Source organism: Flavobacterium dankookense, from assembly GCF_004362665.1.
Lineage (GTDB): Bacteria > Bacteroidota > Bacteroidia > Flavobacteriales > Flavobacteriaceae > Flavobacterium > Flavobacterium dankookense.
In genome coordinates, this window is the sequence record NZ_SNXR01000011.1 from 458,127 (window position 1) to 482,540 (window position 24,414).

At 31.4% G+C, this 24,414-nt stretch carries 23 protein-coding genes; 14 read left to right on the forward strand and 9 right to left on the reverse strand.

Annotation, left to right across the window (positions count from 1 at the left end; translation table 11 throughout):
• Positions 1-3: 3 nt before the first annotated feature.
• A complete protein-coding gene (locus BC748_RS03330) occupies positions 4-828 on the reverse strand; it encodes an SAM hydrolase/SAM-dependent halogenase family protein (RefSeq protein ID WP_133532039.1) in 825 nt (274 codons plus the stop codon).
• Positions 829-951: 123 nt separating this feature from the next.
• Between BC748_RS03330 and BC748_RS03335 the strand changes: the two genes are divergently transcribed.
• Together BC748_RS03335 and BC748_RS03340 are read left to right on the forward strand one after the other, a co-directional pair.
• Positions 952-1,902, forward strand: coding sequence for a PhoH family protein (locus BC748_RS03335; RefSeq protein ID WP_133532040.1), 951 nt, complete (start codon positions 952-954; stop codon positions 1,900-1,902).
• 156 nt (positions 1,903-2,058) lie between these two features.
• Complete coding sequence (locus tag BC748_RS03340) at positions 2,059-2,562, forward strand: hypothetical protein (protein ID WP_133532041.1); 504 nt, start codon at positions 2,059-2,061, stop codon at positions 2,560-2,562.
• A 53-nt stretch (positions 2,563-2,615) separates the two neighbouring features.
• On the opposite strand, the gene BC748_RS03345 is transcribed toward BC748_RS03340, so the two are convergent.
• A complete protein-coding gene (locus BC748_RS03345) occupies positions 2,616-3,632 on the reverse strand; it encodes a glucosamine inositolphosphorylceramide transferase family protein (protein WP_133532042.1) in 1,017 nt (338 codons plus the stop codon).
• A 109-nt stretch (positions 3,633-3,741) separates the two neighbouring features.
• Between BC748_RS03345 and BC748_RS03350 the strand changes: the two genes are divergently transcribed.
• Positions 3,742-4,692, forward strand: a complete 951-nt coding sequence (locus BC748_RS03350; protein WP_133532043.1) for a phosphoribosylaminoimidazolesuccinocarboxamide synthase — start codon at positions 3,742-3,744, stop codon at positions 4,690-4,692.
• 150 nt (positions 4,693-4,842) lie between these two features.
• Positions 4,843-5,217: an ankyrin repeat domain-containing protein gene (locus BC748_RS03355; protein WP_133532044.1), complete on the forward strand. Its 375-nt coding sequence runs from the start codon at positions 4,843-4,845 to the stop codon at positions 5,215-5,217.
• Positions 5,218-5,285: 68 nt separating this feature from the next.
• Here BC748_RS03355 and BC748_RS03360 read toward each other — a convergent pair whose 3' ends face one another.
• From BC748_RS03360 to BC748_RS03380, 5 genes are all read right to left on the reverse strand, one after another.
• Positions 5,286-6,239, reverse strand: a complete 954-nt coding sequence (locus BC748_RS03360) for a transketolase family protein (protein ID WP_133532045.1) — start codon at positions 6,237-6,239, stop codon at positions 5,286-5,288.
• A complete protein-coding gene (locus BC748_RS03365) occupies positions 6,239-6,880 on the reverse strand; it encodes a hypothetical protein (RefSeq protein ID WP_133532046.1) in 642 nt (213 codons plus the stop codon). The genes BC748_RS03360 and BC748_RS03365 overlap by 1 nt, the downstream gene beginning before the upstream one ends.
• Positions 6,880-7,509 carry a hypothetical protein gene (locus tag BC748_RS03370; RefSeq protein ID WP_133532047.1) on the reverse strand — a complete coding sequence of 210 codons (630 nt, stop codon included), beginning with the start codon at positions 7,507-7,509 and terminating at the stop codon, positions 6,880-6,882. The genes BC748_RS03365 and BC748_RS03370 overlap by 1 nt, the downstream gene beginning before the upstream one ends.
• Before the next feature lie 61 nt (positions 7,510-7,570).
• A complete protein-coding gene (locus tag BC748_RS03375; RefSeq protein ID WP_133532048.1) occupies positions 7,571-8,416 on the reverse strand; it encodes a transketolase in 846 nt (281 codons plus the stop codon).
• 538 nt (positions 8,417-8,954) lie between these two features.
• Positions 8,955-11,300, reverse strand: a complete 2,346-nt coding sequence (locus tag BC748_RS03380; protein WP_133532049.1) for a T9SS type A sorting domain-containing protein — start codon at positions 11,298-11,300, stop codon at positions 8,955-8,957.
• Positions 11,301-11,432: 132 nt separating this feature from the next.
• Between BC748_RS03380 and tgt the strand changes: the two genes are divergently transcribed.
• The 10 genes from tgt (at position 11,433) to BC748_RS03430 (ending at position 21,420) form a co-directional block, all read left to right on the forward strand.
• The gene (tgt, locus tag BC748_RS03385) at positions 11,433-12,563 is read left to right on the forward strand and encodes a tRNA guanosine(34) transglycosylase Tgt (RefSeq protein ID WP_133532050.1); all 1,131 of its coding nucleotides are present in this window, start codon (positions 11,433-11,435) and stop codon (positions 12,561-12,563) included.
• Positions 12,564-12,636: 73 nt separating this feature from the next.
• Complete coding sequence (locus BC748_RS03390) at positions 12,637-13,722, forward strand: LptF/LptG family permease (protein WP_133532051.1); 1,086 nt, start codon at positions 12,637-12,639, stop codon at positions 13,720-13,722.
• Positions 13,709-14,593 (forward strand): DMT family transporter, encoded by an 885-nt coding sequence (locus tag BC748_RS03395; RefSeq protein WP_133532052.1) that lies wholly within the window; start codon positions 13,709-13,711, stop codon positions 14,591-14,593. Before BC748_RS03390 ends, BC748_RS03395 begins: the two co-directional genes overlap by 14 nt.
• 103 nt (positions 14,594-14,696) lie before the next feature.
• Positions 14,697-15,650 carry an acetyl-CoA carboxylase carboxyltransferase subunit alpha gene (locus BC748_RS03400; protein ID WP_133532053.1) on the forward strand — a complete coding sequence of 318 codons (954 nt, stop codon included), beginning with the start codon at positions 14,697-14,699 and terminating at the stop codon, positions 15,648-15,650.
• Between the two features lie 152 nt (positions 15,651-15,802).
• On the forward strand, positions 15,803-17,350 hold the full coding sequence (gene dnaB / locus BC748_RS03405; RefSeq protein ID WP_133532054.1) for a replicative DNA helicase: 1,548 nt from the start codon (positions 15,803-15,805) through the stop codon (positions 17,348-17,350).
• A gap of 93 nt (positions 17,351-17,443) precedes the next feature.
• Positions 17,444-17,761, forward strand: a complete 318-nt coding sequence (locus BC748_RS03410) for a hypothetical protein (protein ID WP_133532055.1) — start codon at positions 17,444-17,446, stop codon at positions 17,759-17,761.
• A gap of 374 nt (positions 17,762-18,135) precedes the next feature.
• On the forward strand, positions 18,136-18,387 hold the full coding sequence (locus BC748_RS03415; RefSeq protein WP_133532056.1) for a hypothetical protein: 252 nt from the start codon (positions 18,136-18,138) through the stop codon (positions 18,385-18,387).
• On the forward strand, positions 18,387-19,160 hold the full coding sequence (locus tag BC748_RS03420) for a sensor histidine kinase (protein WP_133532057.1): 774 nt from the start codon (positions 18,387-18,389) through the stop codon (positions 19,158-19,160). The genes BC748_RS03415 and BC748_RS03420 overlap by 1 nt, the downstream gene beginning before the upstream one ends.
• Before the next feature lie 4 nt (positions 19,161-19,164).
• The gene (locus tag BC748_RS03425; protein WP_211338543.1) at positions 19,165-19,824 is read left to right on the forward strand and encodes a response regulator transcription factor; all 660 of its coding nucleotides are present in this window, start codon (positions 19,165-19,167) and stop codon (positions 19,822-19,824) included.
• Between the two features lie 330 nt (positions 19,825-20,154).
• On the forward strand, positions 20,155-21,420 hold the full coding sequence (locus tag BC748_RS03430) for an asparagine synthetase B (protein WP_133532059.1): 1,266 nt from the start codon (positions 20,155-20,157) through the stop codon (positions 21,418-21,420).
• A gap of 79 nt (positions 21,421-21,499) precedes the next feature.
• Here BC748_RS03430 and BC748_RS03435 read toward each other — a convergent pair whose 3' ends face one another.
• The gene (locus BC748_RS03435; RefSeq protein WP_133532060.1) at positions 21,500-22,084 is read right to left on the reverse strand and encodes a porin family protein; all 585 of its coding nucleotides are present in this window, start codon (positions 22,082-22,084) and stop codon (positions 21,500-21,502) included.
• Between the two features lie 168 nt (positions 22,085-22,252).
• Positions 22,253-24,382, reverse strand: coding sequence for a S9 family peptidase (locus BC748_RS03440; protein WP_133532061.1), 2,130 nt, complete (start codon positions 24,380-24,382; stop codon positions 22,253-22,255).
• Positions 24,383-24,414: the final 32 nt, after the last annotated feature.

Below are 24,414 nucleotides of genomic sequence, written 5' to 3' on the forward strand. Positions count from 1 at the left end.
GGTTTAATTTTTAAATTCAATTAAAATAGTATCTCGATAATTTAGTCCCAATAAGGTATTGGCAGTTCCAACGGTTTCTGGATTACTTCTGAAAATAGCAATTTCTAGAAAACCAGCTTCGTTAAAAATGGCAAGTTTTTCACCCTCATAATCTTTAATTGAGTATTTTTCAGAGACAACAATATCGGAGTATTTAGCTAATATTGTTTTAATGATTTTGGTCTTAAATTGAATTTCATATGGACGACTTTTGCCTGTTTCTAAAAACATTTTCTTAGAAATATTTGTCACAGCATTTCCAAAATGGTCAATATAAATTACATAACCTTTAATTTGGTTTTCTTGAACCACAGCTTGAAGTTCTGTAGTTTCTTTAATACTATTAATTTCTTTGCCAATAACATTCAATAAACCTCCTTTTGCTAGATGACAAGCTACTTTTACAAAAACGTCTAAATCCGTTGCATCAGATGGAAAACGATCATGAATGTTGATGGCTACAATTTTTTGAGGAACAATTTTTTGAATTAAAATACTCAAAATACCATTGTCAGCACAAATGAAATATTGGTCATTCCATTGCATAGCAATATGTTGATTTTCAGAATTCAATTCCACATCTACACCAATAAGATGAACAGTTCCTTTTGGAAAACTCGAAAACGCTGCACCAATAACATAACTGGTTTTAGCTATATTAAATGGATCAATTTCATGTGAAATATCAATGATAGTAGCTTCTTGGAATTCGGATAGAATTTTACCTTTCAATGCACCAACAAAGTGGTCTTTTAATCCGTAATCGGTTGTAAGTGTAATTATTGACATTAATTGTTTATAACTTAGTTGAAATCGGTTTCAAAAATAGTAAAACCTAACCGCTAATTTGATTAAATTTGAATGCAAAGCTAATTTATTTTTAGCTAAAAAATTAATTTAATACTACTGCTTTTGAACGAACGTATCATTGAATTACACGACATTGCTCCAAAAGAATTTTGGGGTGCTCAAGATGCACATCTTGAAACTATAAAAAGATATTATCCAAAACTCAAAATTGTCGCAAGAGGAACAACACTCAAGGCATTTGGCGAAAAAGAAGAACTCGATGAGTTTGAAAATCGTTTCAATCGCTTGATGTTGCATTTCACTCGCTACAATAATATCGATACTAATGTTATCGATAGAGTTATTCAAAGTAATTCGCAAGAAGAGCAAAGAATGCCAGATAGTGATAAAATCTTGGTTCACGGAATTGGTGGAAAACTAATCAAAGCCATGACACCAAATCAACAACGACTTGTTGAAGCGGTTAATAAAAATGATATGGTTTTTGCTGTTGGTCCAGCAGGAACTGGAAAAACCTATACAGGTGTTGCTTTGGCGGTTAAAGCTTTGAAAGAAAAGCAAGTTAAACGAATTGTACTCACACGTCCAGCAGTTGAAGCAGGAGAAAATCTAGGTTTTCTTCCTGGAGATATGAAAGACAAGTTGGATCCATACATGCAACCATTATACGATGCTTTGCGTGATATGTTGCCGCCACAAACCTTAGACGACTATATTTTGAAAGGAATTATTCAAATTGCTCCATTAGCATTTATGCGTGGTCGAACACTGGATAATGCTTTTGTGATTTTAGACGAGGCACAAAACACAACGCATTCGCAAATGAAAATGTTCTTAACGCGTATGGGTAAAAATGCTAAATTCATTATTACTGGTGATCCTGGTCAAGTGGATTTACCAAGAAGAACTATTTCAGGATTAAAAGAAGCTATTTTAGTTTTAAAAGATATCGAAGGAATTGGAATTATTTATCTTGATGACAAAGATATCGTCAGACATAGATTGGTAAAAAAAGTAATTGACGCATATAAAAGTATAGAAAACAATGATTAATATTAAAAACCTGACAAATATGTCAGGTTTTTTTATGAGGCATAACTATTTAAATTTCAGTATCTTGTAGTTTTTTTGCTAAAAAAATAAATGTAAACAAGAATTTTGGCACAAAAATTGACAAGTAGGAAGTAACAATATTTAAATTTATTAAAAATGAAAAAAATTATTTTAGTAGTAGCTTTGTTCATCGGAACTGCAACTTTTGCACAAGATGTTGAAATTAACTCAAAAAATTCTTGGTTAAAATTAGGATTAAACGCAGGTTTACCTGTTGGAGATGCAGCTGATGCTTCTTCTTTTGCAGTTGGTTTAGATTTAAGAGGTCAATATTTAGTTACGGAGCATTTCGGAATTGGTGTTACTTCTGGATATAACCATTTCTTTGGAAAAGATGGTCTAGATGATTTTGGTTTAGTTCCATTGGCAGCATTTGGTAGATATTACTTCCAAACTGAAGGTGTGTTTCTTGGTGCTGATTTAGGTTATGGTTTCCTAACTAATATTGATAATAATTCTGGTGGTTTATATGTTAATCCACAAGTTGGTTATCACAATGCTGATTGGAATATCTATGCTTACTATCAAAACACATTTGCAGAAAATGAAGTTGATATTCAAGTTGTTGGTATTGGAGCAACATATAATTTGAAATTCTAATTAGATATAGATTTTTAATTTAAAAAAAAAGAGCAGTTTTTGACTGCTCTTTTTTAGTTATTTACTTTTTGATGCATCCAATTTTTTAAATCCATGAAGTTCATTTTAAATACGGATTTTGCATGAAGTGTCTTTTCTTCATTCAATAAACGAATTCCGTCATAGACATAATAATACTTTCCGTCAATTTTCTGAATATCCAAGTGATGCATTCCAGCGTTGAATTCTCTAGTTTTTTTATTTCCTTTTAAATAAAAATGCTTTTCTTTTGAAAAAGTATAATCACCATTCTTAAAATTAAATTTATACAAAGACAGTCCAGTTCCATAACCATTACTTGCGTTTTGAATAGGAAGCATCAATCCGTTTTTATGAATAAAAAATCGTCCGCCAGGTCGCGATTCTGAACCCATAAGCACAGTATGTTTAGTATGCTTTTTCCATTTGCCAAAAAGAGAATCTGCCTCAAATAAATGCATAGTCAAATTTTGGTCTGTTGCAACCATAATATTCAACGTGTCCGAAAGAAAAATGGTTGGATCTTTATATTTAGTATTTTTTAAAAGTGTATCGCATTTTTCCCATTCATAAGGAAATCTTTTTGCCTTATATAAAATCACATGATTTGCTCCTTGAGTTTCGGGTAACATATAGTAGTCATTTTTATGTTTAAAAACCTGAGGATAGGATAAATGAAATTTTTCTTTTAGTACAGTTCCTTTAAATTCATAATCTTTTCCATTTTCTGAAACTAATATTCCAATAGAAGCAGCATGTAGTTTAACTTTTTTATGTTCAAAAAAAATATAATGGTTGTCACCTTCTTTCCAGAAAAATGGATCAGCCAGAAATTCGCTGTCTGGAATGTATTCTTGTAGTTTTTCTAAACTAAAGATTGGATTTTTTTCAACTTCCATCTTCTCAGGAAATTCATTACCAATCCCATATCCAATTGACCAAACACCAGCATTCTGTTTGAAAAATGGAATGCGATAATTCATCAGAAATAAAATCCCAATAAAAAAAAGGATTAGAGAAACAACTATTCTTTTTGAAATGATTTTTTTCATTTTTTATGGTATACTAAAACAAATCTATTTAAAATATTTCTATTTGATAACAAGAAGTTGTTTCTAAACTGAAAAGAAAGTATTTTTGCGCAACACAACACAAAATAAAATGAATACAATAACTACAACCAATTTCAATTTTCCAAATCAAAAATCAGTTTATAGAGGCAAAGTTCGTGAAGTTTATAACATTAATGATGAACTATTAGTTATGATAGCTACCGATAGATTGTCAGCTTTTGACTTTGTAATGCCAAAAGGAATTCCATACAAAGGACAAATTCTTAATCAAATTGCAACAAAATTTATGCAATTAACAGAAGACATTGTGCCAAATTGGCTAATTGCTACACCAGATGCTAACGTCGCTATTGGACATCTATGCGAACCTTTTAAAGTAGAAATGGTCATTCGAGGTTATCTTTCTGGTCATGCAGCACGAGAATACGCTTCTGGAAAAAGAATTATCTGTGGTGTAACAATGGTAGAAGGTTTGAAAGAAAATGACAAGTTTCCCATTCCAATCATTACACCAACAACCAAGGCAGATAATGGTTCACATGACGAAGATATTTCACGCGAAGCTATTTTGTCAAATGGAATTGTTTCTGAAGAGGATTATTTAGTTTTAGAAAAATATACAAGAGCTTTATATCAAAGAGGAACAGAGATTGCAGCTTCTCGTGGTTTAATTTTAGTAGATACAAAGTATGAATTTGGTAAAACGAAAGAGGGTAAAATTGTTTTAATTGATGAAATTCATACACCCGATTCGTCGCGCTATTTTTATTTAGAAGGCTATCAAGAAAGACAAGATAGAGGAGAAGAACAAAAGCAATTGTCCAAAGAATTTGTTCGTCGATGGTTAATTGAAAATGGTTTTCAAGGAAAAGAAGGTCAACAAATTCCGGATATGAATGAAGAATACATCCATTCGGTTTCGGAACGATATATTGAATTGTATGAAAATATTTTAGGCGAACAATTTGTGAAAGCAGATATTTCAAATATTCATCAAAGAATTGAGCAAAATGTCATGAATTTTTTAAAGAAGTATTAAAAAAATAAAAATACAAAAGCCTCGTAAATCGGGGCTTTTTTTATTTCAAATGTTAAATTAATGTTATAGTTATCTTTTTGATGTAACGATGATTAACTGTTGTCGTCTATTCTAGTATTAATCAAAAAGTTTAATCAAAATTTAATCATCATGAAAAAAACAATCATTTATTTAGGACTGGCTTTAGTGTCAATTGCAAATGTAACTTTTGCATCAACTGCAGAAAATTTCAGTAATCAAAAAGAATTAGTTTACAACACAAACACACCACTTTGCAATGCAATTGCAAAAGGTGATATGGAAACGGTTAAAAAGTTTATTGAATATGGTGCTGATGTTAATGAAACTCAAAACGGAATGACACCATTGATGACTGCAGCTCGTTACAACAGAGTTGATATCTTAAAAATTTTAGTTGAAAAAGGAGCAAAAATTAATGCAAAAGATGAAAGGGGAAATACAGCATTAAAATATGCTACTTTATCAAACGCGAAAGAAGCTGTAGCATTTTTAAAGCAAGTTTAAGCTAAGTTTAAAAAAATCCCGTATCGTTTGAAATGATACGGGATTTTTGATTCTTCTTATAATTTATATTATTTTCTCTTCAAAACTTTTTCAACAGCTTCTACAATCGCTTGATTGTTTAGCTTGTATTTTTCCATTAATTGGTCTGGTGTTCCGCTTTCGCCAAAACTATCATTAACCGCTACAAATTCTTGTGGAACTAATTGATTTTGTACCAGAGTTCTCGAAACGCTTTCGCCTAAACCACCTATAATATTGTGTTCTTCGGCAGTAACTACGCAACCAGTCTTTTTTACCGATTTTAAAATAGCTTCTTCGTCAAGTGGTTTAATAGTATGAATATTAATAACTTCTGCAGAAATGCCTTTCGCTTCAAGAGCTTCAGCAGCAATAAGCGCTTCCCAAACTAAATGTCCAGTGGCAATAATCGTTACATCAGTTCCTTCGTTGAGCATAATTGCTTTTCCAATTACAAAAGGTTCGTCAGCAGGAGTGAAGTTTGGCACAACTGGACGACCAAAACGTAAATATGCTGGACCATGATGTTCTGCCAATGCAATCGTTGCGGCTTTGGTTTGGTTATAATCACAAGTGTTGATTACTGTCATTCCAGGCAACATTTTCATCAAACCGATGTCTTCCAAAATTTGGTGTGTTGCACCATCTTCTCCAAGTGTCAAACCAGCATGCGAAGCACAAATCTTCACGTTTTTATCAGAATAAGCAACCGATTGACGGATTTGATCATAAACTCTTCCAGTAGAAAAATTGGCAAACGTACCTGTAAAAGGAATTTTTCCACCTATGGTTAATCCAGCAGCAATTCCAATCATATTAGCTTCTGCAATTCCAATTTGGAAAAAACGCTCTGGATGATTTTTCTTGAAATCGTCAAATTTCAATGAACCAATTAAATCCGCACAAAGTGCTACGACGTTTTCATTTTTTTGTCCCAATTCGGTCATTCCTGCACCAAATCCTGAACGTGTATCTTTACTTCCTGTATTTTCGTATTTTTTCATTAGTTGTATTGTTTTATTTTTATGTTGTCAACGGTTAGTATTGTGTTTATTTTTTCTTTTCGCACTAAAGTATGTGTAGTTTTAAATCCATAACGATTTTTAATTTTAATGCTTGTTGGAATCCCTCGAATTTCTGGAAATATATTATTTAGATTAATTCCATGGACTAAAGGAAAAATAATATTTTTATTAGCAATTAATTCTGAGTTATCTATAATTATTTCTATTTTAGAATCAACTTTTTTTTTCTTTTCGTTACGATAAATTAAAATTGTGACTTCTGTTTTTGTACTGTCTATCTCTTTTTTTGTGACATTATAAAAAGGGTTAGTTCTGTAATGATTAGATTCTTCTTCCCATTTTCTGCTACAGCGATAATTGAATTTTATAGAATTATCGATATTTATAACTTCATGCTCGTGAATGAGTTTTTTTTTAGTATCGGTAATTCCACCATAAATTTCGCCAGATCTATCAAAAACCCATAGTTCATAGCTTTCATCATTAGAGTTATAAAAGTACATATGATATCGATTATCATCTTTACTGTCTTTATACTCTAAAAAGCCATCAAAATGATATTCTTGACAAAAAAGATTTTGACAAAATAAAATTATAATTAATTGAAAAATTCGTTTCATTAAAAGTTTTTTATTTTTACGTTGTCTACTGTTAGTATTGTATTTGTTTTTTCTTTTTTTATTAATGTGTAATAACATTTTAGTCCAGTAGGAAAGTCAACTTTAATAGAAATTGGAATTCCTGGTGTTATTTTAGAATTGACATCATTAACTATTCCGTCAGTAAAAGAAAAAAGAATATTTTCATTGGCAATTAATTCTGAGTTATCAATAATAAGTTCAATTTTACTAGAGCTTTTTTTCTTCTTTTTATCATTATAAACTAGAATTATAACTTCAGTTTTTGAACTGTCGATTTTTTTTTCTGTAATGTCATAAAAGTATTTTCTACTATTCTTTTTCAGTTTCAATTTTCTACTAAAAAGATAATTGAATTTTATTGAATTTACTTTGTTTGTTACTCCATACTCGTGGAGGATTTTATTTTCGGTGTCTCTAATTCCACCGTAAATAGTTTCAAATTTTTTGTAAACGTTTAAATAATATACTTTATTATTAGAATTGTAGAAGTATAAACTATTATTACCACTTATAGAATTTTTGTATTCTAAAAAGCCATCAAAATGATATTCTTGACAAAAAAGACTTTTACAAAAAAAGAATAAAATAAAAAGCGCAAATTTTTTCATAGAATTAAATTGAAAACTTCTTCATCAAAAAGTCTTAACACTTAATACTTCGAACTTAATACTAATAATCTCCCAAAGTTTCAGCGTTTTGAGCCAAACCTGTTGCTAATTGATCATCATTTGGTGCTTTTCCGTGCCAAGCATGCGTATGCATCATAAAATCAACGCCGTTACCCATAACCGTGTGCAACAAAATACAAACTGGTTTTCCTTTACCTGTTCTACTTTTAGCATCTTCCAATCCAGCAATGATAGCGTCAATATTGTTTCCTTCTTTGATTTCTAAAACATCCCAATCGAATGCCTCAAACTTAGCTTTCAAATTTCCTAAAGATAAAACATCATGAGTTGAACCATCAATTTGCTGACCGTTGAAGTCAACAGTAGCAATCAAATTATCCACTTTTTTAGCAGAAGCATACATAATCGCTTCCCAGTTTTGACCTTCTTGCAATTCGCCATCACCTAGCAAAGCATAAACTAAATGGTTGTCTTTGTTTAGTTTTTTAGCTTGTGCAGCTCCAATCGATACGGATAATCCTTGTCCTAATGAACCCGAAGCCATTCTAATTCCTGGTAAACCTTCGTGTGTAGTTGGATGTCCTTGCAATCTTGAATTTAGTTTTCTAAAAGTTGCCAATTCCGATACTTGAAAATAACCGCTTCTTGCTAAAACGCTATAGAAAACAGGCGAAATATGACCGTTTGATAAGAAAAATAAATCTTCTCCAATACCGTTCATATCAAAACCAGCATTGCGTTTCATTTGATGTTGATAAAGCACAGTGAAAAACTCTGCACAGCCAAGCGAACCACCAGGATGACCAGAATTTACGGCATGAACCATTCGAAGAATGTCTCTTCTAACTTGTTTTGTAAAATCTTGTAAATGTTGTGTGTTAGACATTTTATGTAGTTAAAAATTTAATGTCGCAAAAGTAATTCTATTTTTCCTAAAGGCAAAAGTTTTGTAAATTACTTATCAAACAGTTGTTAATAAATAGTTTAACATCAAATAATGTATTTAGCAGAAGATTTTATGCCTTTAGCAATTCATTTTTACTCTTTAGCAGAACATTTTATACCTCTAGCAACTCATTTTTACCCTTTTGCTTAATATTTTATGTTTTTAGCAATTCATTTATAGCCTTTAGCAGAACATTTAATGTTTTTAGTAATTCATTTATAACCTTTCGCAGAACATTTTGTGCATTTGGTAATTCATTTTCGCATGTTAGCATAATGTTCACACTCGTTAGCAATATATTTTTTAGTTAAGTAAGTTTATTCTTTTATTTTGGCAGAACGTTTTATTTAATTAGCAATATATTTTCCGCCGTTATGGGTTAACTTTTCTTATTAGTAGAACTAACTTTATCGTATCAAATATTTATTAAATTTGAAACTCAAAATATTTTAATTAAGGATTTAATAATATGATAATCTTAATTTTTTAATAACTTAATGGTTTTAGTCATATCATTACTTTTTATTTTTACAATATAAATTCCTGGACGTAAATACAAGATATCAATATTTTTAAAATTTGTTTGTTCCGTTTTTAATTTTTTTCCGGTGATTTCATAGATTTCCAGTGATTGTATTTCATCATTTCCTTCAATTGAAAATGTGTTTTTAGCTGGATTTGGTGATAGTATCCATTTAGTTTTTTCATTAAATGATGGGTAATCGTTTACACTTAATGCATTTGTTTCTCCAAAAAACTTTGTATAGATGAAGGGGCTATTATTTTCTCTCGCACTATAGGAAACGATTGGTGTATTGTTTTCCAAAAAATCGATTTTTCCTAGAAAAATAGAAGCAGGTGAAAAATTCGGTTCACCAACAAATTCCCAATCGGTTCCGTTGAATCGTTTTACTTTTGCTTCCCTTCTGAAATTATTCTGCAATTCATTATATATTACATACAAAACATTATTATGGTCTACTGCCATCTCAAATTGGTCAGTTTTACCATTATTGAATAATTCTGGTCCAACAGATTCCCATAAACCATTGTTTAACTTTTTGATGTGAACTTTAAGTGCTGCATCTGTGTAACCTAGATAAATAGTGTTCGAAGCATCTATTACTATTCTTGGATTAGCTGTGTATGAAGTGAGGTTCTCTTGGTCAACATATTCCCAAACATTGCCATTAATTGTTTTTACAGCTATACTGCCATTGTTTGAAGAATCCTGATAAGCTATATAAGGAAGATTGTTTGTATCTATAGCCAATCGAGCTGGTTGGTCACCCGTGTAGGCACTGCCACCGACATATACCCAATTAGTGCCGTCAAACTTTTGTACTCTGCCCGACATATACAGTACATAAGGCTCATTAGTATTACTTAATTTAAAATCAAAGAAAGCACCCGCCGAAAGAGAAAAGTTTACTGGTCCAACAGCTTCCCAACCCGCAGTAGTCAGTTTTTTAACAGTCAATTTTGTGTCACTTTCAGTGGACGAAAGTTTATTGTTATAGGCAATGTATATGTTACCGTCTGTACCAGATTTAACCATTACATTTTGTATTTCATTTTCAGAAATTTGAAGTGCACCTATATTTGTCCAATTATCGTTGACAAACATTTTCACTGTAGCTTTGCCATTGGTATTAAACCCTTTGTAGGCTAATAGTGGAATTCCATTGCATATTGAAAAATCATATGCATAATTTCCTGATAATGAGATAGAACTCGAACCGCCAAGTAGCGTTGATTGTACATCAGTAATTTTGTTTACGTCAGGTGAGAGGAAATGAGTAGAATTTACATGGTAAGAACTATCTCCTGAAACAGTAAAAATACGGTTGGCTTGATAACTGTTGCTTAAAACATTTTGCCATGCTCCATCAATTAATTTTGCAATATAAAATGTTGGATTACTAAAATAGTTTTGAATATAACCTACATGTAAAATGTTTGAATTGTTAAAATAAAATTTTGTTAATTGACCAACGCTGAAAGGATAGCCGCATGCTAAGCATGGCAAAGTTAAATTTTCCCAAGTTGATTGATTGAATTTTTTAATAGATAATCCAACTATTAAATGAGGTGAATTGAGGTTATCAAAAACCAGTGAACTGCCATTTTCTGAAAACCCTGTTATTCCTACTTCTTCCCACGCTGAGCCGTTGAACTTCTTTACGAAGCAATTAGCAGTAGTACCAACCTGATAATTGGTAAGTACATAAGGAACATTATTGTTATCGAGTTCAAGGGAAATTGAGGTATAGGGAATGAATTCGGTAGTTTGTGAAATTAAATTCCAATTGTTGCCATCGAACTTTTTTAACTTTATAGTGTTGCCTTCTTGAAATAGAATCTGGGGTAAATTATCGGTACCTATATTGATATTCAAAAATGATGAGGTTACCGTAGCTATTCCTAAGCCAACATCTATCCAATTACCATTTTCATACTTCTTAACTATTGGTAGATTGTTTGTTATATTATTATTAAATATCACATATGGTACTTCGTTGTTGTCTACTGCAACATCGATTTGTGGTATGCTTGAAAACAAAAAAGGGAAATCTAAATGTTCCCATTGACTTCCATTAAATTTCCCTATAGAAAAGCGATAATTAGTGCTTAGATAATCAGCACTTTCAATATTGGACAAGAAAACATGGTCATTTTTAATAATTATTGGATTTCTTCCAACTAAAGTTGCGGTACCACAAGTCGCTCTGTTAAAGTCATCATCTCCTAGTGGTCGCCAAGTTTCTTGACCAAGACATATCGATTGAACCAATAAAAAAAGTATTATAATTTTTGATTTCATAAACTAGAAATTATTTTACTCAAATATATATATATATTTAATTAAATTTCTAAATTTAAGTTGTTATTTAATTCCTAATTCACAATCCATAACTCATAATTCTTTTATCTTTGCCCTCAGTAAAAAGATAATATGAAATTTGAATTATTAGCGAATGATCCCAATTCCAAAGCACGTGCCGGAACTATTACTACCGATCATGGTGTAATTGAAACCCCAATATTTATGCCTGTTGGAACCGTTGGAACTGTAAAAGGTGTTCACCAACGCGAATTAAAAGAAGATATTAATCCGGATATTATTCTTGGAAATACTTATCATTTATACCTTCGTCCACAAACCGAAATTCTAGAAAAAGCTGGAGGTTTGCATAAGTTCATGAATTGGGATAGAAATATTTTAACCGATTCGGGTGGTTATCAAGTGTATTCGCTTTCTGCCAATAGAAAAATTAAAGAAGAAGGAGTAAAGTTCAAAAGTCATATCGATGGTTCATATCACTTTTTTACTCCCGAAAATGTTATGGAAATCCAGCGTTCTATTGGTGCCGATATTATCATGGCATTTGATGAATGTACACCATATCCATGTGATTATCGTTACGCAAAACGTTCGATGCATATGACTCATCGTTGGTTGGACCGATGTATAACGCATTTGGATAAATTACCATTCAAATATGGTTATGAGCAGACATTTTTCCCTATAGTTCAAGGAAGTACCTATAAAGATTTACGTCAACAATCTGCGGAATATATTGCTAATGCAGGTCAACAAGGAAATGCCATCGGAGGTTTATCAGTAGGTGAACCAGCCGAAGAAATGTATGCCATGACCGAAGTGGTTTGTGAAATCCTTCCCGAAGACAAACCACGCTATCTAATGGGAGTTGGAACACCAATTAATATTTTAGAAAATATCGCTTTAGGAATTGACATGTTTGATTGTGTTATGCCAACGCGTAACGCTAGAAACGGAATGCTTTTCACAGCCAATGGAACAATCAATATGAAAAACAAAAAATGGGAAGCCGATTTTTCGCCAATAGACGAAATGGGAATAACATTTGTTGATACACAATACACCAAAGCCTATCTTCGTCATTTGTTTACTGTAAATGAATTACTTGGAAAGCAAATCGCTACTATACATAATCTTGGTTTCTATATGTGGTTGGTTCGCGAAGCCAGAAAACATATATTAGCAGGAGATTTTAGAACTTGGAAAGACATGATGGTTAAAAATATGAGCCAAAGATTATAAGTTGATTTGATGATTTGATAATTCGCTAATTTGTTTCGAATAACCAAATAATTAAATAACCAAATAAACATTTATGCTAAAAATAATTGACAAATACATCCTTAAACGTTACCTAGTTACATTCACCGTAATGTTACTAATGTTTATTCCTATTGGGATTGTTATTGATGTTTCTGAAAAAATCAATAAAATTTTAGCCAATAAAGTTCCTTTCATTGATGTAGCAAAATATTATTTAGACTTTACCATTTATTTTGCTAATTTATTATTTCCAATATTTTTATTCTTATCAGTTATATGGTTTACTTCAAAACTGGCAAATAATACAGAGATTATAGCTATTCTTAGTTCAGGAATATCATTTTCACGTTTTCTAAGGCCATTTATTATTGGAGCAACAATAGTTTCATTATTTGCTTTAATAATGAACATTTTCTTAATGCCAAGCGCAGCCGCTGGATTTAAAAGCTTTAGGTATAAATATTTGAGTAATAATAATGGCGCAAATGTTAAGGATAGATCAGACGTTTTCAGACAAACTAGTAAAGATGAATACATTTATGTAAGTAGTTTTAACGATGTGTCAAAAATGGCATTTTATTTTTCAATGGAAAAATTCAAAGGAGACAAGCTACAATACAAACTCAATGCTAATAAAATTAAGTTTAATCAAAAAGACAGCACTTATACAATATACAATTATACCAAACGAAAAGTAGGAGAGTTTAATGACGTAATTGAAACAGGTGAAAAAAAAGATACTGTTTTCAATTTTGACTTAGATGATTTAACACCAGTAGTTTACATTGCCGAAACGTTACCATTAAATGAATTAAATAAGTTCATTGAGAAAGAAAAATCTCGTGGTTCGTCTAACATAAATACGTATTTGGTAGTTTTGTATAAAAAGTATAGTATTCCAGCATCTGCTTTTATTTTAACGATTATTGCGGTTTCAGTTTCTTCTATGAAACGTCGTGGCGGAATGGGAATGAATCTCGCTATTGGAATTATTTTAGCCTTTGCTTTTGTGTTTTTAGACAAAGTTTTTGGAGTTCTTGCAGAAGCATCAACTGCGCCGCCATTGTTAGCCGTTTGGACACCAAATATACTTTTTGGAATAGCCGCTATTTTTCTCCTTCGAAATGCTAAGCGATAATACAAAAAGCTATCTTCACCTTCATTTGATAGTATTCATTTGGGGATTTACTGCAATTCTAGGTGCTTTGATCACTTTGGATGCATTGCCATTAGTTTGGTTTCGAATGCTTTTCGCTGTTGGATTTATTGCTATTTATATTTATTTCAAAAAGTTAACTCTAAAAATTCCGCCAAAAGTAGTAATCCAATTTCTTTTCGCGGGTTTAATTATTGCGTTGCATTGGTTTACATTTTTTAAAGCCATAAAAGTGTCAAATGTTTCTATAACACTAGCTTGTTTATCAACCGGAGCATTTTTTACTTCATTACTCGAACCCATTTTATATGGAAAGAAAGTAGTTTGGTATGAAGTTTTCTTCGGAATTCTTGTAGTCGTAGGATTGTATATCATATTTAATGTAGAAGTTAATTATTTCAATGGAATTATTTTAGCGCTTACTTCAGCCTTTCTTTCGGCACTCTTTGCGGTTATCAATAGTAAATTTGTTAAAACATATGACGCAACAATCATTTCATTTTATGAACTCAGTGGCGGTGTAATTTTCTTTTCATTTTTACTACTTCTTGGAAATAGTTTTACACCAGAATTTTTTCTTTTATCACCTAATAATTTGATGTACTTGTTTATTTTAAGTTCTGTTTGTACCGCTTATGCATTTATTGCTTCAACATCAGTAATGAAGTTTTTAAGTCCATACACAGTTATGTTAACTATTAATTTAGAACCTATTTACGGGATAATTTTAGCGGTACTTATTTTTAAAGATAAAGAACAAATGAGTTTTGATTTCTATCTTGGCGCAATGCTAATTTTATTGACTGTACTGCTGAATGTTATCATTAAAAGTCGAAAAAAATCGATTTCATAAGAACAACTAAATTCTTTTTTGTTCACAATAAATCGATGCAAATTCTTTTTATCACAATAGATTATTTTATATTTGCTATTCGATTAAACAAAACTAACTACCTATGGAATACTTAGATTTTGAACTTCCTATAAAAGAACTGGAAGATCAACTCGATAAATGTCAAATAATTGGTTCAGAATCAAATGTTGATGTTACTGCAACTTGCAAACAAATCGAGAAAAAACTAGAAGAAACCAAGCGAAAAATATATAAAAACTTAACAGCTTGGCAACGAGTTCAACTATCTCGTCACCCTAATAGACCATACACACTTGAACATATTACTAACTTAACAAAAGGAACTTTTTTAGAACTTTTTGGAGATAGAAATTTCAAAGATGATAAAGCAATGGTTGGCGGTTTAGGTAAAATTGATGGTCAGTCATTTATGCTAATTGGACAACAAAAAGGGATAAATACAAAAATGCGTCAGTTACGTAATTTTGGTATGGCAAATCCTGAAGGCTATAGAAAAGCATTACGATTAATGAAAATGGCAGAAAAATTTAATATTCCTGTTGTAACATTAATCGATACTCCTGGAGCTTATCCTGGTTTGGAAGCTGAGGAACGCGGTCAAGGTGAAGCAATTGCAAGAAACATTCTAGAAATGGTTCGTTTAAAAGTTCCTGTAATTTGTGTAATTATTGGTGAAGGTGCTTCTGGTGGAGCTTTAGGAATTGGTGTTGGAGATAGAGTTTTAATGATGGAAAATACTTGGTATTCTGTTATTTCTCCTGAATCTTGTTCTTCTATCTTATGGAAAAGCTGGGAATATAAAGAACAAGCAGCAGAAGCTTTAAAACTGACTTCTGCTGATATGAAAAAATTAAAATTAGTGGACGATATTATTCCTGAACCACTTGGTGGCGCACATTATGATAAAGAAACTACTTTTAAAACTGTTGAGCAATATATCATGAAAGCGTTTAACGAATTAAAAGATTTATCAACAGAAGAATTAGTCGCGCAAAGGATGGATAAATACAGTAAGATGGGCGAATACAAGGAGTAATATCTTATAAAATAAATCATAAATCCGAAGCCCTATAGTTTCGGATTTTTTTTTGGTTATCAACAAAAAATATTAGTTACTAACACATTATTAGCATACGATTGCTAACAATTCAATTTCATAAGTAGTATTTAAAAAACTACTTTCGCTACATGGAAAATCTCAGAAATATTAACCCAATTAAAGTAGATAAAACTACTATTATCAATTTAGAAAAAGGCAAACTTCCACCACAAGCATTGGACCTTGAAGAAGCTGTGCTTGGTGCTATGATGATTGATAAAAAGGGTGTTGATGAGGTTATAGATATACTTCAACCTGATGCTTTTTATAAAGAAGGACACAAGCATATTTTTGAAGCCATTTTCCAGTTATTCACAGATTCACAACCCATTGACTTATTAACAGTTTCTGCTCAATTAAAGAAGAATGGAAAACTCGATTTGGCTGGAGGCGATTTTTATTTAATTCAGCTTACGCAGAAGATTTCTTCTTCGGCACATATTGAGTTTCACTCTAGAATTATTTTACAGAAATTTATACAGCGAAGTTTAATAAAAATTTCTTCTGAGATAATAGAAGAATCATACGACGAGTCTACAGATGTATTCGATTTGTTGGATAAAGCAGAATCTAAACTCTACGAAGTTACACAAGGAAATATCAAAAGAAGTTCCGAAACAGCTCAAAGTTTAGTTATTCAAGCTAAAAAAAGAATTGAAGAAATTGCCAATAAAGAAGGATTAAGCGGAATTGCCACAGGTTTTGAAAAGCTTGACAAAGTAACTTCTGGTTGGCAACCATCCGATTTGGTAATTATTGCAGCAAGACCAGGTATGGGTAAAACGGCGTTTGTGCTTTCAATGGCTCGAAATGTTGCTATTGATTTTGGTCATCCAGTCGCTTTGTTCTCTCTAGAAATGTCTTCTGTTCAGTTAATTACACGTTTAATTTCATCAGAAACTGGTTTGTCGTCAGAAAAATTAAGAACCGGAAAACTAGAAAAACACGAATGGGAACAACTTTCGACTAAAGTTAAAAATTTAGAAAAAGCACCTTTGTTTATTGATGATACACCATCGCTTTCAATTTTTGATTTACGTGCAAAAGCAAGACGATTATCATCGCAACACGGCATTAAATTAATCATTGTCGATTATCTTCAGTTGATGACTGCTGGTGGAAGCAACGGAAAAGGTGGCGGAAATCGAGAGCAAGAAATCTCAACTATTTCAAGAAATTTAAAAGCTTTGGCTAAGGAATTAGAAGTTCCAGTAATTGCTTTATCACAGTTATCTCGTGCTGTTGAAACACGTGGTTCTAGCAAAAGACCTTTACTTTCTGATCTTCGTGAATCGGGAGCAATTGAGCAAGATGCTGATATCGTTTCGTTTATTTATCGTCCAGAATATTATAAAATTGATGAATGGGATGATGATGAACATTCACCAACCGAAGGTCAAGCAGAATTTATTATTGCTAAGCACAGAAATGGTTCATTAGAAAATGTAAGACTAAAATTCATTGGTCATTTAGGTAAATTTGATAATCTCGAAGATTTTGGAAGTTCTTATAATGACTTACCATCGCGTATGAATATGGATGATAATCCGTTTACAACGAAGAATTTACCATCTCCAAATGAAGCTTTTGGAAGTAGTGCAAACAATGAAGATGATGATAGTGACGTACCATTTTAATGGACTACGTATAACTACCTATTTTTAAATAAAAAGTGTTAAAGTTTATTCTATTTGTCTTATTTTTATAATTCAAATACTAACAAATAAATTATGTCTCAAAACACTTTAGAATTAGCTACTGCTCAAGAATGGGCAGCACTTTACAGAGAAAAAAATCCAAATTCAGTTATTGCTTATTTAATTCCTGGGATTGATTTTACCCAGTTAATTAGTCAAAATAATGTGGTAAACATTAGAGCTTATGTAGGAATTGATCCAGAAACGGGTTTACAGAAACTAATGCTTGTTGGAGTTGATAGCCAAGGAAATGACTTAATTAGTGAAAAAAACAAAGAGTATATTTACGATTTTACAAGACCTTGTCCAGAACAATGTGATATCGAAAGTCCACTATTTACGCTTAAATGATAGACTTTATATCTGACATTTTTGCAAATATTGGATATTTATTAGAACTTATAAACTGTTTATTATTACTTAACGGAATTTCAAAAAAATCAAAGGAGCATAAAGTTTTCTTTGTCTATTGTTTATTAATTTTCATAATACAAATAATAACTAAAATTTTATTTGATTTAAGCTTAAATAATATTTTTTTGTCTCATTTCTATTTTGTCACTCAGTTTGTTCTATTAAGTTATTTTTATTATTTGCTTTTAAATGATACATTCCAGAAAAAGCTTATTAAGATTGTTACTGTTGTGTGCCTAAGTTTATTAGGCATACAATATGCGGTTTATCCGAGCAAATTTTTCACATTCAATTTATTCGAAATTTTCATAATGTCATTACCATTAATGATCTATACAACATTTCATTTATATAATTTACTCAACGAAAAAAAATATTTTTATTATATTAACATTGGATTACTACTATATCTTTTTGGAAGTACAGTCGTTTTTTTAAGTTACAGATTGTTGTCTTTAATAGCAACTAAAGAGATTATTAATATTACTTGGTCATTAAACATTTATATGTATGTAATTTATCAATTATTCATTTTAAAAGAATTAATTCCTAAAAAAATATAATGGAAACCAAGTCAGAAATTATTCAAGTTTTTACATTTACTTTTTTGGCTTTTATTTTGATGGCCATGGTGTTAATACTTTTTTTTTATTACTCGAGAAAAAAGATAGTAGCACAACAACTCGAAACTAAAAACTTAGAAATAGCACATCAAAAGCAAATGCTTCAAACGGTGATTCAAACGCAAGAAGCCGAAAGAGAACGAATTGCACGTGATTTGCATGACGGAATAAGTTCAAAACTAAATGTTGTTTCTTTAAACAGTCATTTACTTAAAACACCCAATCTTTCCGATGCGGAAATCATAAATATTACCAATAATATTAATGATTTGACTTCAAAAGCATTAGAGAATTCGAGGCAAATTGCACATGATTTATTTCCGCCAGTTTTTGATAAATTTGGACTGAAAGCTGGTATTGAAGAGTTAATAGTAGAGTTTAAATCAACGAATAAATTTGAAGTTTCATTTTCAAACGAATTAAACTTAGATTTGCTTACTAAAGAGCAACAATTAAATTTTTTCAGAATTATTCAGGAATTGTTAAACAACACTTTGAAGTATGCTGAGGCGAAACAGGTTTCAATTAAATTCATTCGATTGAGTAAGTGTAATGCATTGATTTATAAGGATGATGGAATTGGATTTAAAAATTCAGCTATTAAAAAAGGAATGGGTTTAACTAATATTGAAAGTAGAGTTAGCTTTTTAAAAGCAAATTATTTAATAAAAACGTCGCCAGATAACGGTTTTGAAATAAATATTACATTTTAATATGATTGGAAAAAAAATCAAGATTGTTTTAGCCGACGATGAAGAATTGTTCCGCAAAGGAATTTATTTTCTATTGCAACGTGAACCTAACATCGAAGTTATTTTTGAAGCAGCTAATGGTAACCAACTGATGGATTTTTTGAAAAATAATTCAAAGCATCCCGATATTATTTTGATGGATTTAAAAATGCCGTTACTCAATGGAGTAGAAGCAACAAAATTAATCGCTCAACAATTTCCTGAAATAAAAATTATTGCTTTAACAAGTTATAATACTAAATCATTTATTGTTAATATGATAGAAGTTGGCGCTTCTTCATTTCTAGTGAAGAATTCTACACCACAAGAAATGATATTAACCATTAATGAAGTAATAAACAAAGGATTTTATTATAATGAAAGTGTGATGAAAGTGTTGACTGAAGTAAATTCTTCATCAAGTCAAAAAAGTATACTTTTTAAACAAGAAGAACTAACTACTAGAGAAAGAGAAGTTCTAGAACTCATTTGTAGTCAACACAGTACAGCAGAAATAGCTGAACGACTTTTTATTAGTCCAAGAACTGTTGAAACACATCGAACAACTCTTTTGATTAAAACAGGTTCACAAAATATAGCTGGATTAGTTGTTTATGCAATTCAAAATAAAATTGTAATTATATAAAAAAGCGCGAGGTCAATTCCCATCGTCCTCGCGCCAAATAATCATGAGGAAGTCTCAATCCTCTGATATAAATTTCAAAGCAACTATTAATGTTATTACTACATATATTGCAAATGATAGTAATGCAATTTTTTGATGTGGTGGTAAGTTTTTCATTTTTCGTATCATAATGATTTATAAAATTCTTGTCATTTGATTGTTTCAAAATTAACGAATGAAATTTTCATGTATCTACGTATTTATACGGATTTTTGGTTTTATTTTTTTAACAAAAATTTTTACTAAAAAGCCACTTAAAATGCTATCTTCGTTCAAATAATGATTACAAAAATGAAGTTTTTTAAAAATAAACTATTACTTATTCTACTTTTGGTTTCAGTTTCTGCCAAGGCAAATTTTATTTTGTTGCCAATGGATGAAACGTCTCAAAAAAACCATCTGAAAGCCTATGGAATAACGTATTGGGCTTTGGATAAGCAATACAAAGCCAGTTGGTTGCTCAATTATCGTGGCGGTTCTTTTCTTTTACCTGATGCACCCGAAATTAGAAAAGAATGTCAAATTCGAGGTGTGAGTTTTGAACCAATAACTGATGCCGAAGCCAATCAAATTTTTGAAGAAATTGCTTCGCCATCACAAAATATGGAAACAGTTGTGCTTGAAAAAGCACCAAAAGTTGCCGTTTATACACCAAAAGGTAAACAACCTTGGGACGATGCGGTAACGATGGTTTTGACCTATGCCGAAATTCCTTTTACTCCAATTTATGATGAAGAAGTACTTTCCGATCAATTGATTTTGTATGATTGGTTGCATTTGCACCACGAAGATTTCTCTGGTCAGTATGGTAAGTTTTTTGGAATGTATAGAAATGCGCCTTGGTATATTGAACAAAAAAGAGATGCCGAAACCTTAGCAATAAAACTTGGATATGCTAAAGTTTCTGAAGAAAAGTTGGCAGTTGCCAAAAAAATACGCGATTTTGTAATTGGCGGTGGATTTATGTTTGCGATGTGTTCTGCAACCGATAGTTTTGATATTGCACTTTCTGCTGAAGGTGTTGATATTTGCGAACCAATGTTTGATGGTGATGCAAGCGAAGCCAATTACCAATCCAAAATTGATTATTCACGAACCTTTGCTTTCAAAGATTTTATTTTAGAAAGACGACCAGAAAAATATGAATTCTCAGATATTGATACAACCGAAAAAAGACGAATTCCAATGGAGAAAGATTATTTCACTTTAATGGAATTTTCAGCAAAATGGGATGTTATTCCAAGTATGTTGTGCCAAAATCATACCCAATTGGTTAAAGGTTTTATGGGACAAACTACCGCTTTTGATAGAAGTTTAGTCAAAACAAATGTTTTGGTTTTGGGTGAAAATCAATTAAATGAAGAAGCACGCTACATTCATGGACAACGCGGAAAAGGTTTCTTTACTTTTTTTGGCGGTCATGATCCCGAAGATTATCAACACAGAGTAGGTGATGAACCAACGGTTTTAGACTTGCATCCAACATCGCCAGGATTTCGCTTGATTTTGAATAATGTTTTGTTTCCTGCAGCTAAAAAGAAACCGCAGAAGACTTAGGTTTTTAAATTTCAATAAAAAAATCCCAAATTCCAATGTTTAGTTGAAACTTGGGATTTTACATTTAACTCCGTTTTTTCTATTTATTTATCATTTTTTCTAAATCAACATTTAATGATATATAAGTTCCAAAAAATTTACTTTTACTATTTCCATCTTCAAAAAATGGTGTAATGCCATAATCAAATTTACCTTGGATATCGATAAACTTAAATATTCTTTGACCTAAACCAAGTTGTAATCCAATATTGGTTTTGTTAAGTATATCGTTAGTTTCACTTCCTTCAACTTCTGTTTTAGTTAAAAATGAAAATCTTGGTCCAAACAGCATATAAAACCCTTTTCTATATTCATTGCCAAAATCATATTTAAAATTTGGACTAATGTCAATGAAATTTAATCCAAAATCAATTGAATCTTCATATTTTAATTCTTTTTTATTAAATGTAACCTCAGTTTTTATGCCAATATTTTCATTAAAATTATATTCTAAATAACCACCGAGATTAAGTGTAAACGGATTTCCATCAGAAGCAAATTGGTTGGAACTACCATTATTATTGGATTGGTAAAAATTGCCTCCAATTAAAACACCATAAGATAGATTTTGAGCTTTAGAAAATGTGGAAAATAAAATAATAATGCAAAGTGTAATTTTCTTCATAGTTTTTATTGTTTTAGATATTTTGTGAATAGTTCAACGAAAGTAGAATTTTTTGCCCTGATAGTAGTGGAAATCCTTTTAAAAAAATGCCGTTTTTTTCAAACGGCATTTTTTTAAAAGATTGAAACGTCCCGAAACTTCGGGAGCAGGAATTAGCTCCAAATAAAATTATTTATTATTCTCAATCACGTAGTTCAATACTTTTTGGATTAAATGTACTCTATCTCTTCCGGTAACGTTGTGTTTGTGCATTGGATAAGGGAAATAATCGATTTGTTTGCCTACTTCTACAAACTTTTTAACCAACGCTAAATTGTGTTGTTCTACCACAACATCGTCGTTTGTTCCGTGAATTAATAGTAGTTTTCCTTTCAAATCTTTGGCATAATTGGTTACGTTGGCTTCGTCAAATCCTTTTTGGTTTTCGGCTGGCGTATCCATATAGCGTTCGCCATACATCACTTCATACCATTTCCAGTCTATAACTGGTCCGCCAGCAACACCAACTTTAAAAGCATCAGGTTTTCTAGTCATTAGCGAAGTAGTCATAAATCCGCCGTAACTCCAACCGTGAACCGCTAGACGATTTCCATCAACATAAGGCAATGATTTTAAGTATTCTACGCCTTTTATTTGGTCGTCGATTTCGTTGTTTCCTAGTTTGGCATGGATTACGCTTTCAAAGGCAAATCCGCGATTGTCTGAACCGCGATTGTCAACGGTAAATACCAAATAACCTTGTTCTGCCATCCAATACATCCAAAGATTTGCGCCATCCAAATAGGAGTTGGTAATCATTTGTGCATGCGGTCCGCCATAAACGTAAACCAAAACCGGATATTTTTTTGTAGCGTCAAAATTACTTGGTTTGATTAAACGAGTGTACAAATCGGTCGTTCCATCGGCAGCTTTCATGGTTTTGATTTCGGCAGTTCCAATTTCGTAACCTTCGTATTTGTTTTTGCTTTCTAATAACGTTTTTGCTTTTAAATTTTTATCATACAGCAATGATTTTGAAGGTGTTGAATGATTTGAATATTCATCAAAAAACCAATTTCCATCCGTTGAAATTACTACATTGTGAATACCTTCGTCTCTGGTAATCAAAGTTTGTTTTCCTTTTAAGTCAACTTTGTAAGCCAACATATTAATTCCTTTTTCGCCAGTTGCTTTGAAATAAATTTCAGTTCCAGTTGGATTTGCTCCGATGATTTCACGAGTTGGGAATTTATTGGTAGTTAATTGTTTGATTAATTTTCCATCGATAGAATAGTAGTAAAGGTTGTTAAATCCGTCTTTTTCAGAAATCCAAACGAAGTTGTTTGATTTACTATTTGGGAAAAATGCAGCATGTTCTGGTTCAACCCATTTTGAGTTTTTTTCGTTAAAAAGTGTTCTGACAAAGTTTCCTGTGGCAGTTTCGTATAAATTCAAATTCATATCATTTTGACCACGATTTAATTCGGCAATCAACACATATTTTTCGTCAGGAGTGAACGCTAAGTTGGTAAGATAATCATCAGCGTTATTTTTTGGCTTAATAAATACGGTTTTTCCTGATGTCAAATTATAAATACCAACTCTTGGTTTCTCTGATTTTTGACCAATCATAGGGTATTTAATATTGACTAATTTTCCTGGAGTTTCGTTAATGTCTAATAATGGATAATCGGCAACATCGGTTTCGTCTTTTTGGTAAAATGCTAAAAAAGATGATTTTGGCGACCAAAATATTCCGCCGGAAATTCCAAATTCATTTCTAGAAATGGATTGTCCAGAAACTATATTTTTATCTGAATTATTAGTTACCGTTATTTTTTCTTTTTTATCGTTTATAAAAAATAGATTGTTTCCTTCGGTAAATGCTAGGTTTTTGTAGGCACTATCAAAGGTTTGGTTTTCGCCATTTTCTGGAGATTCTGCTATGCTTTTTCCAGATTTTGTAGTTAGATTATAGCTGTATGATTTTCCGTTTTCAGTGACTAAAATTGTATTAGTATCAATCCATTGAACGCCAAAGAAGTTTTTCAGTTTCGTTCCTAATACTGCATTAATATCTGCTAAAGTGGTTAATTCAGAAGTTTTAGCATCAGCAGTTGTTGCAGTTACCATTTTTGTCCAAGCATCAGTGTAATACACGTATTTGTTGGTATTTGGTATCCATTGAAAACCGGTTAGTTTGTCAGCACCAAATTTTCTTCCTTGTTGAAGAACTGATTCTTCAAGCGTGATTTTTTTTAACTGACCAAATGCGTTGATACTCAAAAACGCTATTAGTATTGCAATTTTTTTATTCATAAAATAAGTAAAGTTAGTTTGGTGTGAAAATA

Coding starts and splice junctions, on each gene's coding strand:
- BC748_RS03390 (WP_133532051.1), top strand. CDS start 12,637: ATGCTAAAAATAATTGACAAATACATCCTTAAACGTTACCTAGTTACA.
- tgt (WP_133532050.1), top strand. CDS start 11,433: ATGAAATTTGAATTATTAGCGAATGATCCCAATTCCAAAGCACGTGCC.
- BC748_RS03365 (WP_133532046.1), bottom strand. CDS start 6,880: ATGAAACGAATTTTTCAATTAATTATAATTTTATTTTGTCAAAATCTT.
- BC748_RS03435 (WP_133532060.1), bottom strand. CDS start 22,084: ATGAAGAAAATTACACTTTGCATTATTATTTTATTTTCCACATTTTCT.
- BC748_RS03370 (WP_133532047.1), bottom strand. CDS start 7,509: ATGAAAAAATTTGCGCTTTTTATTTTATTCTTTTTTTGTAAAAGTCTT.
- BC748_RS03355 (WP_133532044.1), top strand. CDS start 4,843: ATGAAAAAAACAATCATTTATTTAGGACTGGCTTTAGTGTCAATTGCA.
- BC748_RS03345 (WP_133532042.1), bottom strand. CDS start 3,632: ATGAAAAAAATCATTTCAAAAAGAATAGTTGTTTCTCTAATCCTTTTT.
- BC748_RS03420 (WP_133532057.1), top strand. CDS start 18,387: ATGGAAACCAAGTCAGAAATTATTCAAGTTTTTACATTTACTTTTTTG.
- BC748_RS03375 (WP_133532048.1), bottom strand. CDS start 8,416: ATGTCTAACACACAACATTTACAAGATTTTACAAAACAAGTTAGAAGA.
- BC748_RS03400 (WP_133532053.1), top strand. CDS start 14,697: ATGGAATACTTAGATTTTGAACTTCCTATAAAAGAACTGGAAGATCAA.
- BC748_RS03430 (WP_133532059.1), top strand. CDS start 20,155: ATGAAGTTTTTTAAAAATAAACTATTACTTATTCTACTTTTGGTTTCA.
- BC748_RS03360 (WP_133532045.1), bottom strand. CDS start 6,239: ATGAAAAAATACGAAAATACAGGAAGTAAAGATACACGTTCAGGATTT.
- BC748_RS03340 (WP_133532041.1), top strand. CDS start 2,059: ATGAAAAAAATTATTTTAGTAGTAGCTTTGTTCATCGGAACTGCAACT.
- BC748_RS03395 (WP_133532052.1), top strand. CDS start 13,709: ATGCTAAGCGATAATACAAAAAGCTATCTTCACCTTCATTTGATAGTA.
- BC748_RS03415 (WP_133532056.1), top strand. CDS start 18,136: ATGTCATTACCATTAATGATCTATACAACATTTCATTTATATAATTTA.
- BC748_RS03410 (WP_133532055.1), top strand. CDS start 17,444: ATGTCTCAAAACACTTTAGAATTAGCTACTGCTCAAGAATGGGCAGCA.
- BC748_RS03380 (WP_133532049.1), bottom strand. CDS start 11,300: ATGAAATCAAAAATTATAATACTTTTTTTATTGGTTCAATCGATATGT.
- dnaB (WP_133532054.1), top strand. CDS start 15,803: ATGGAAAATCTCAGAAATATTAACCCAATTAAAGTAGATAAAACTACT.
- BC748_RS03440 (WP_133532061.1), bottom strand. CDS start 24,382: ATGAATAAAAAAATTGCAATACTAATAGCGTTTTTGAGTATCAACGCA.
- BC748_RS03350 (WP_133532043.1), top strand. CDS start 3,742: ATGAATACAATAACTACAACCAATTTCAATTTTCCAAATCAAAAATCA.
- BC748_RS03330 (WP_133532039.1), bottom strand. CDS start 828: ATGTCAATAATTACACTTACAACCGATTACGGATTAAAAGACCACTTT.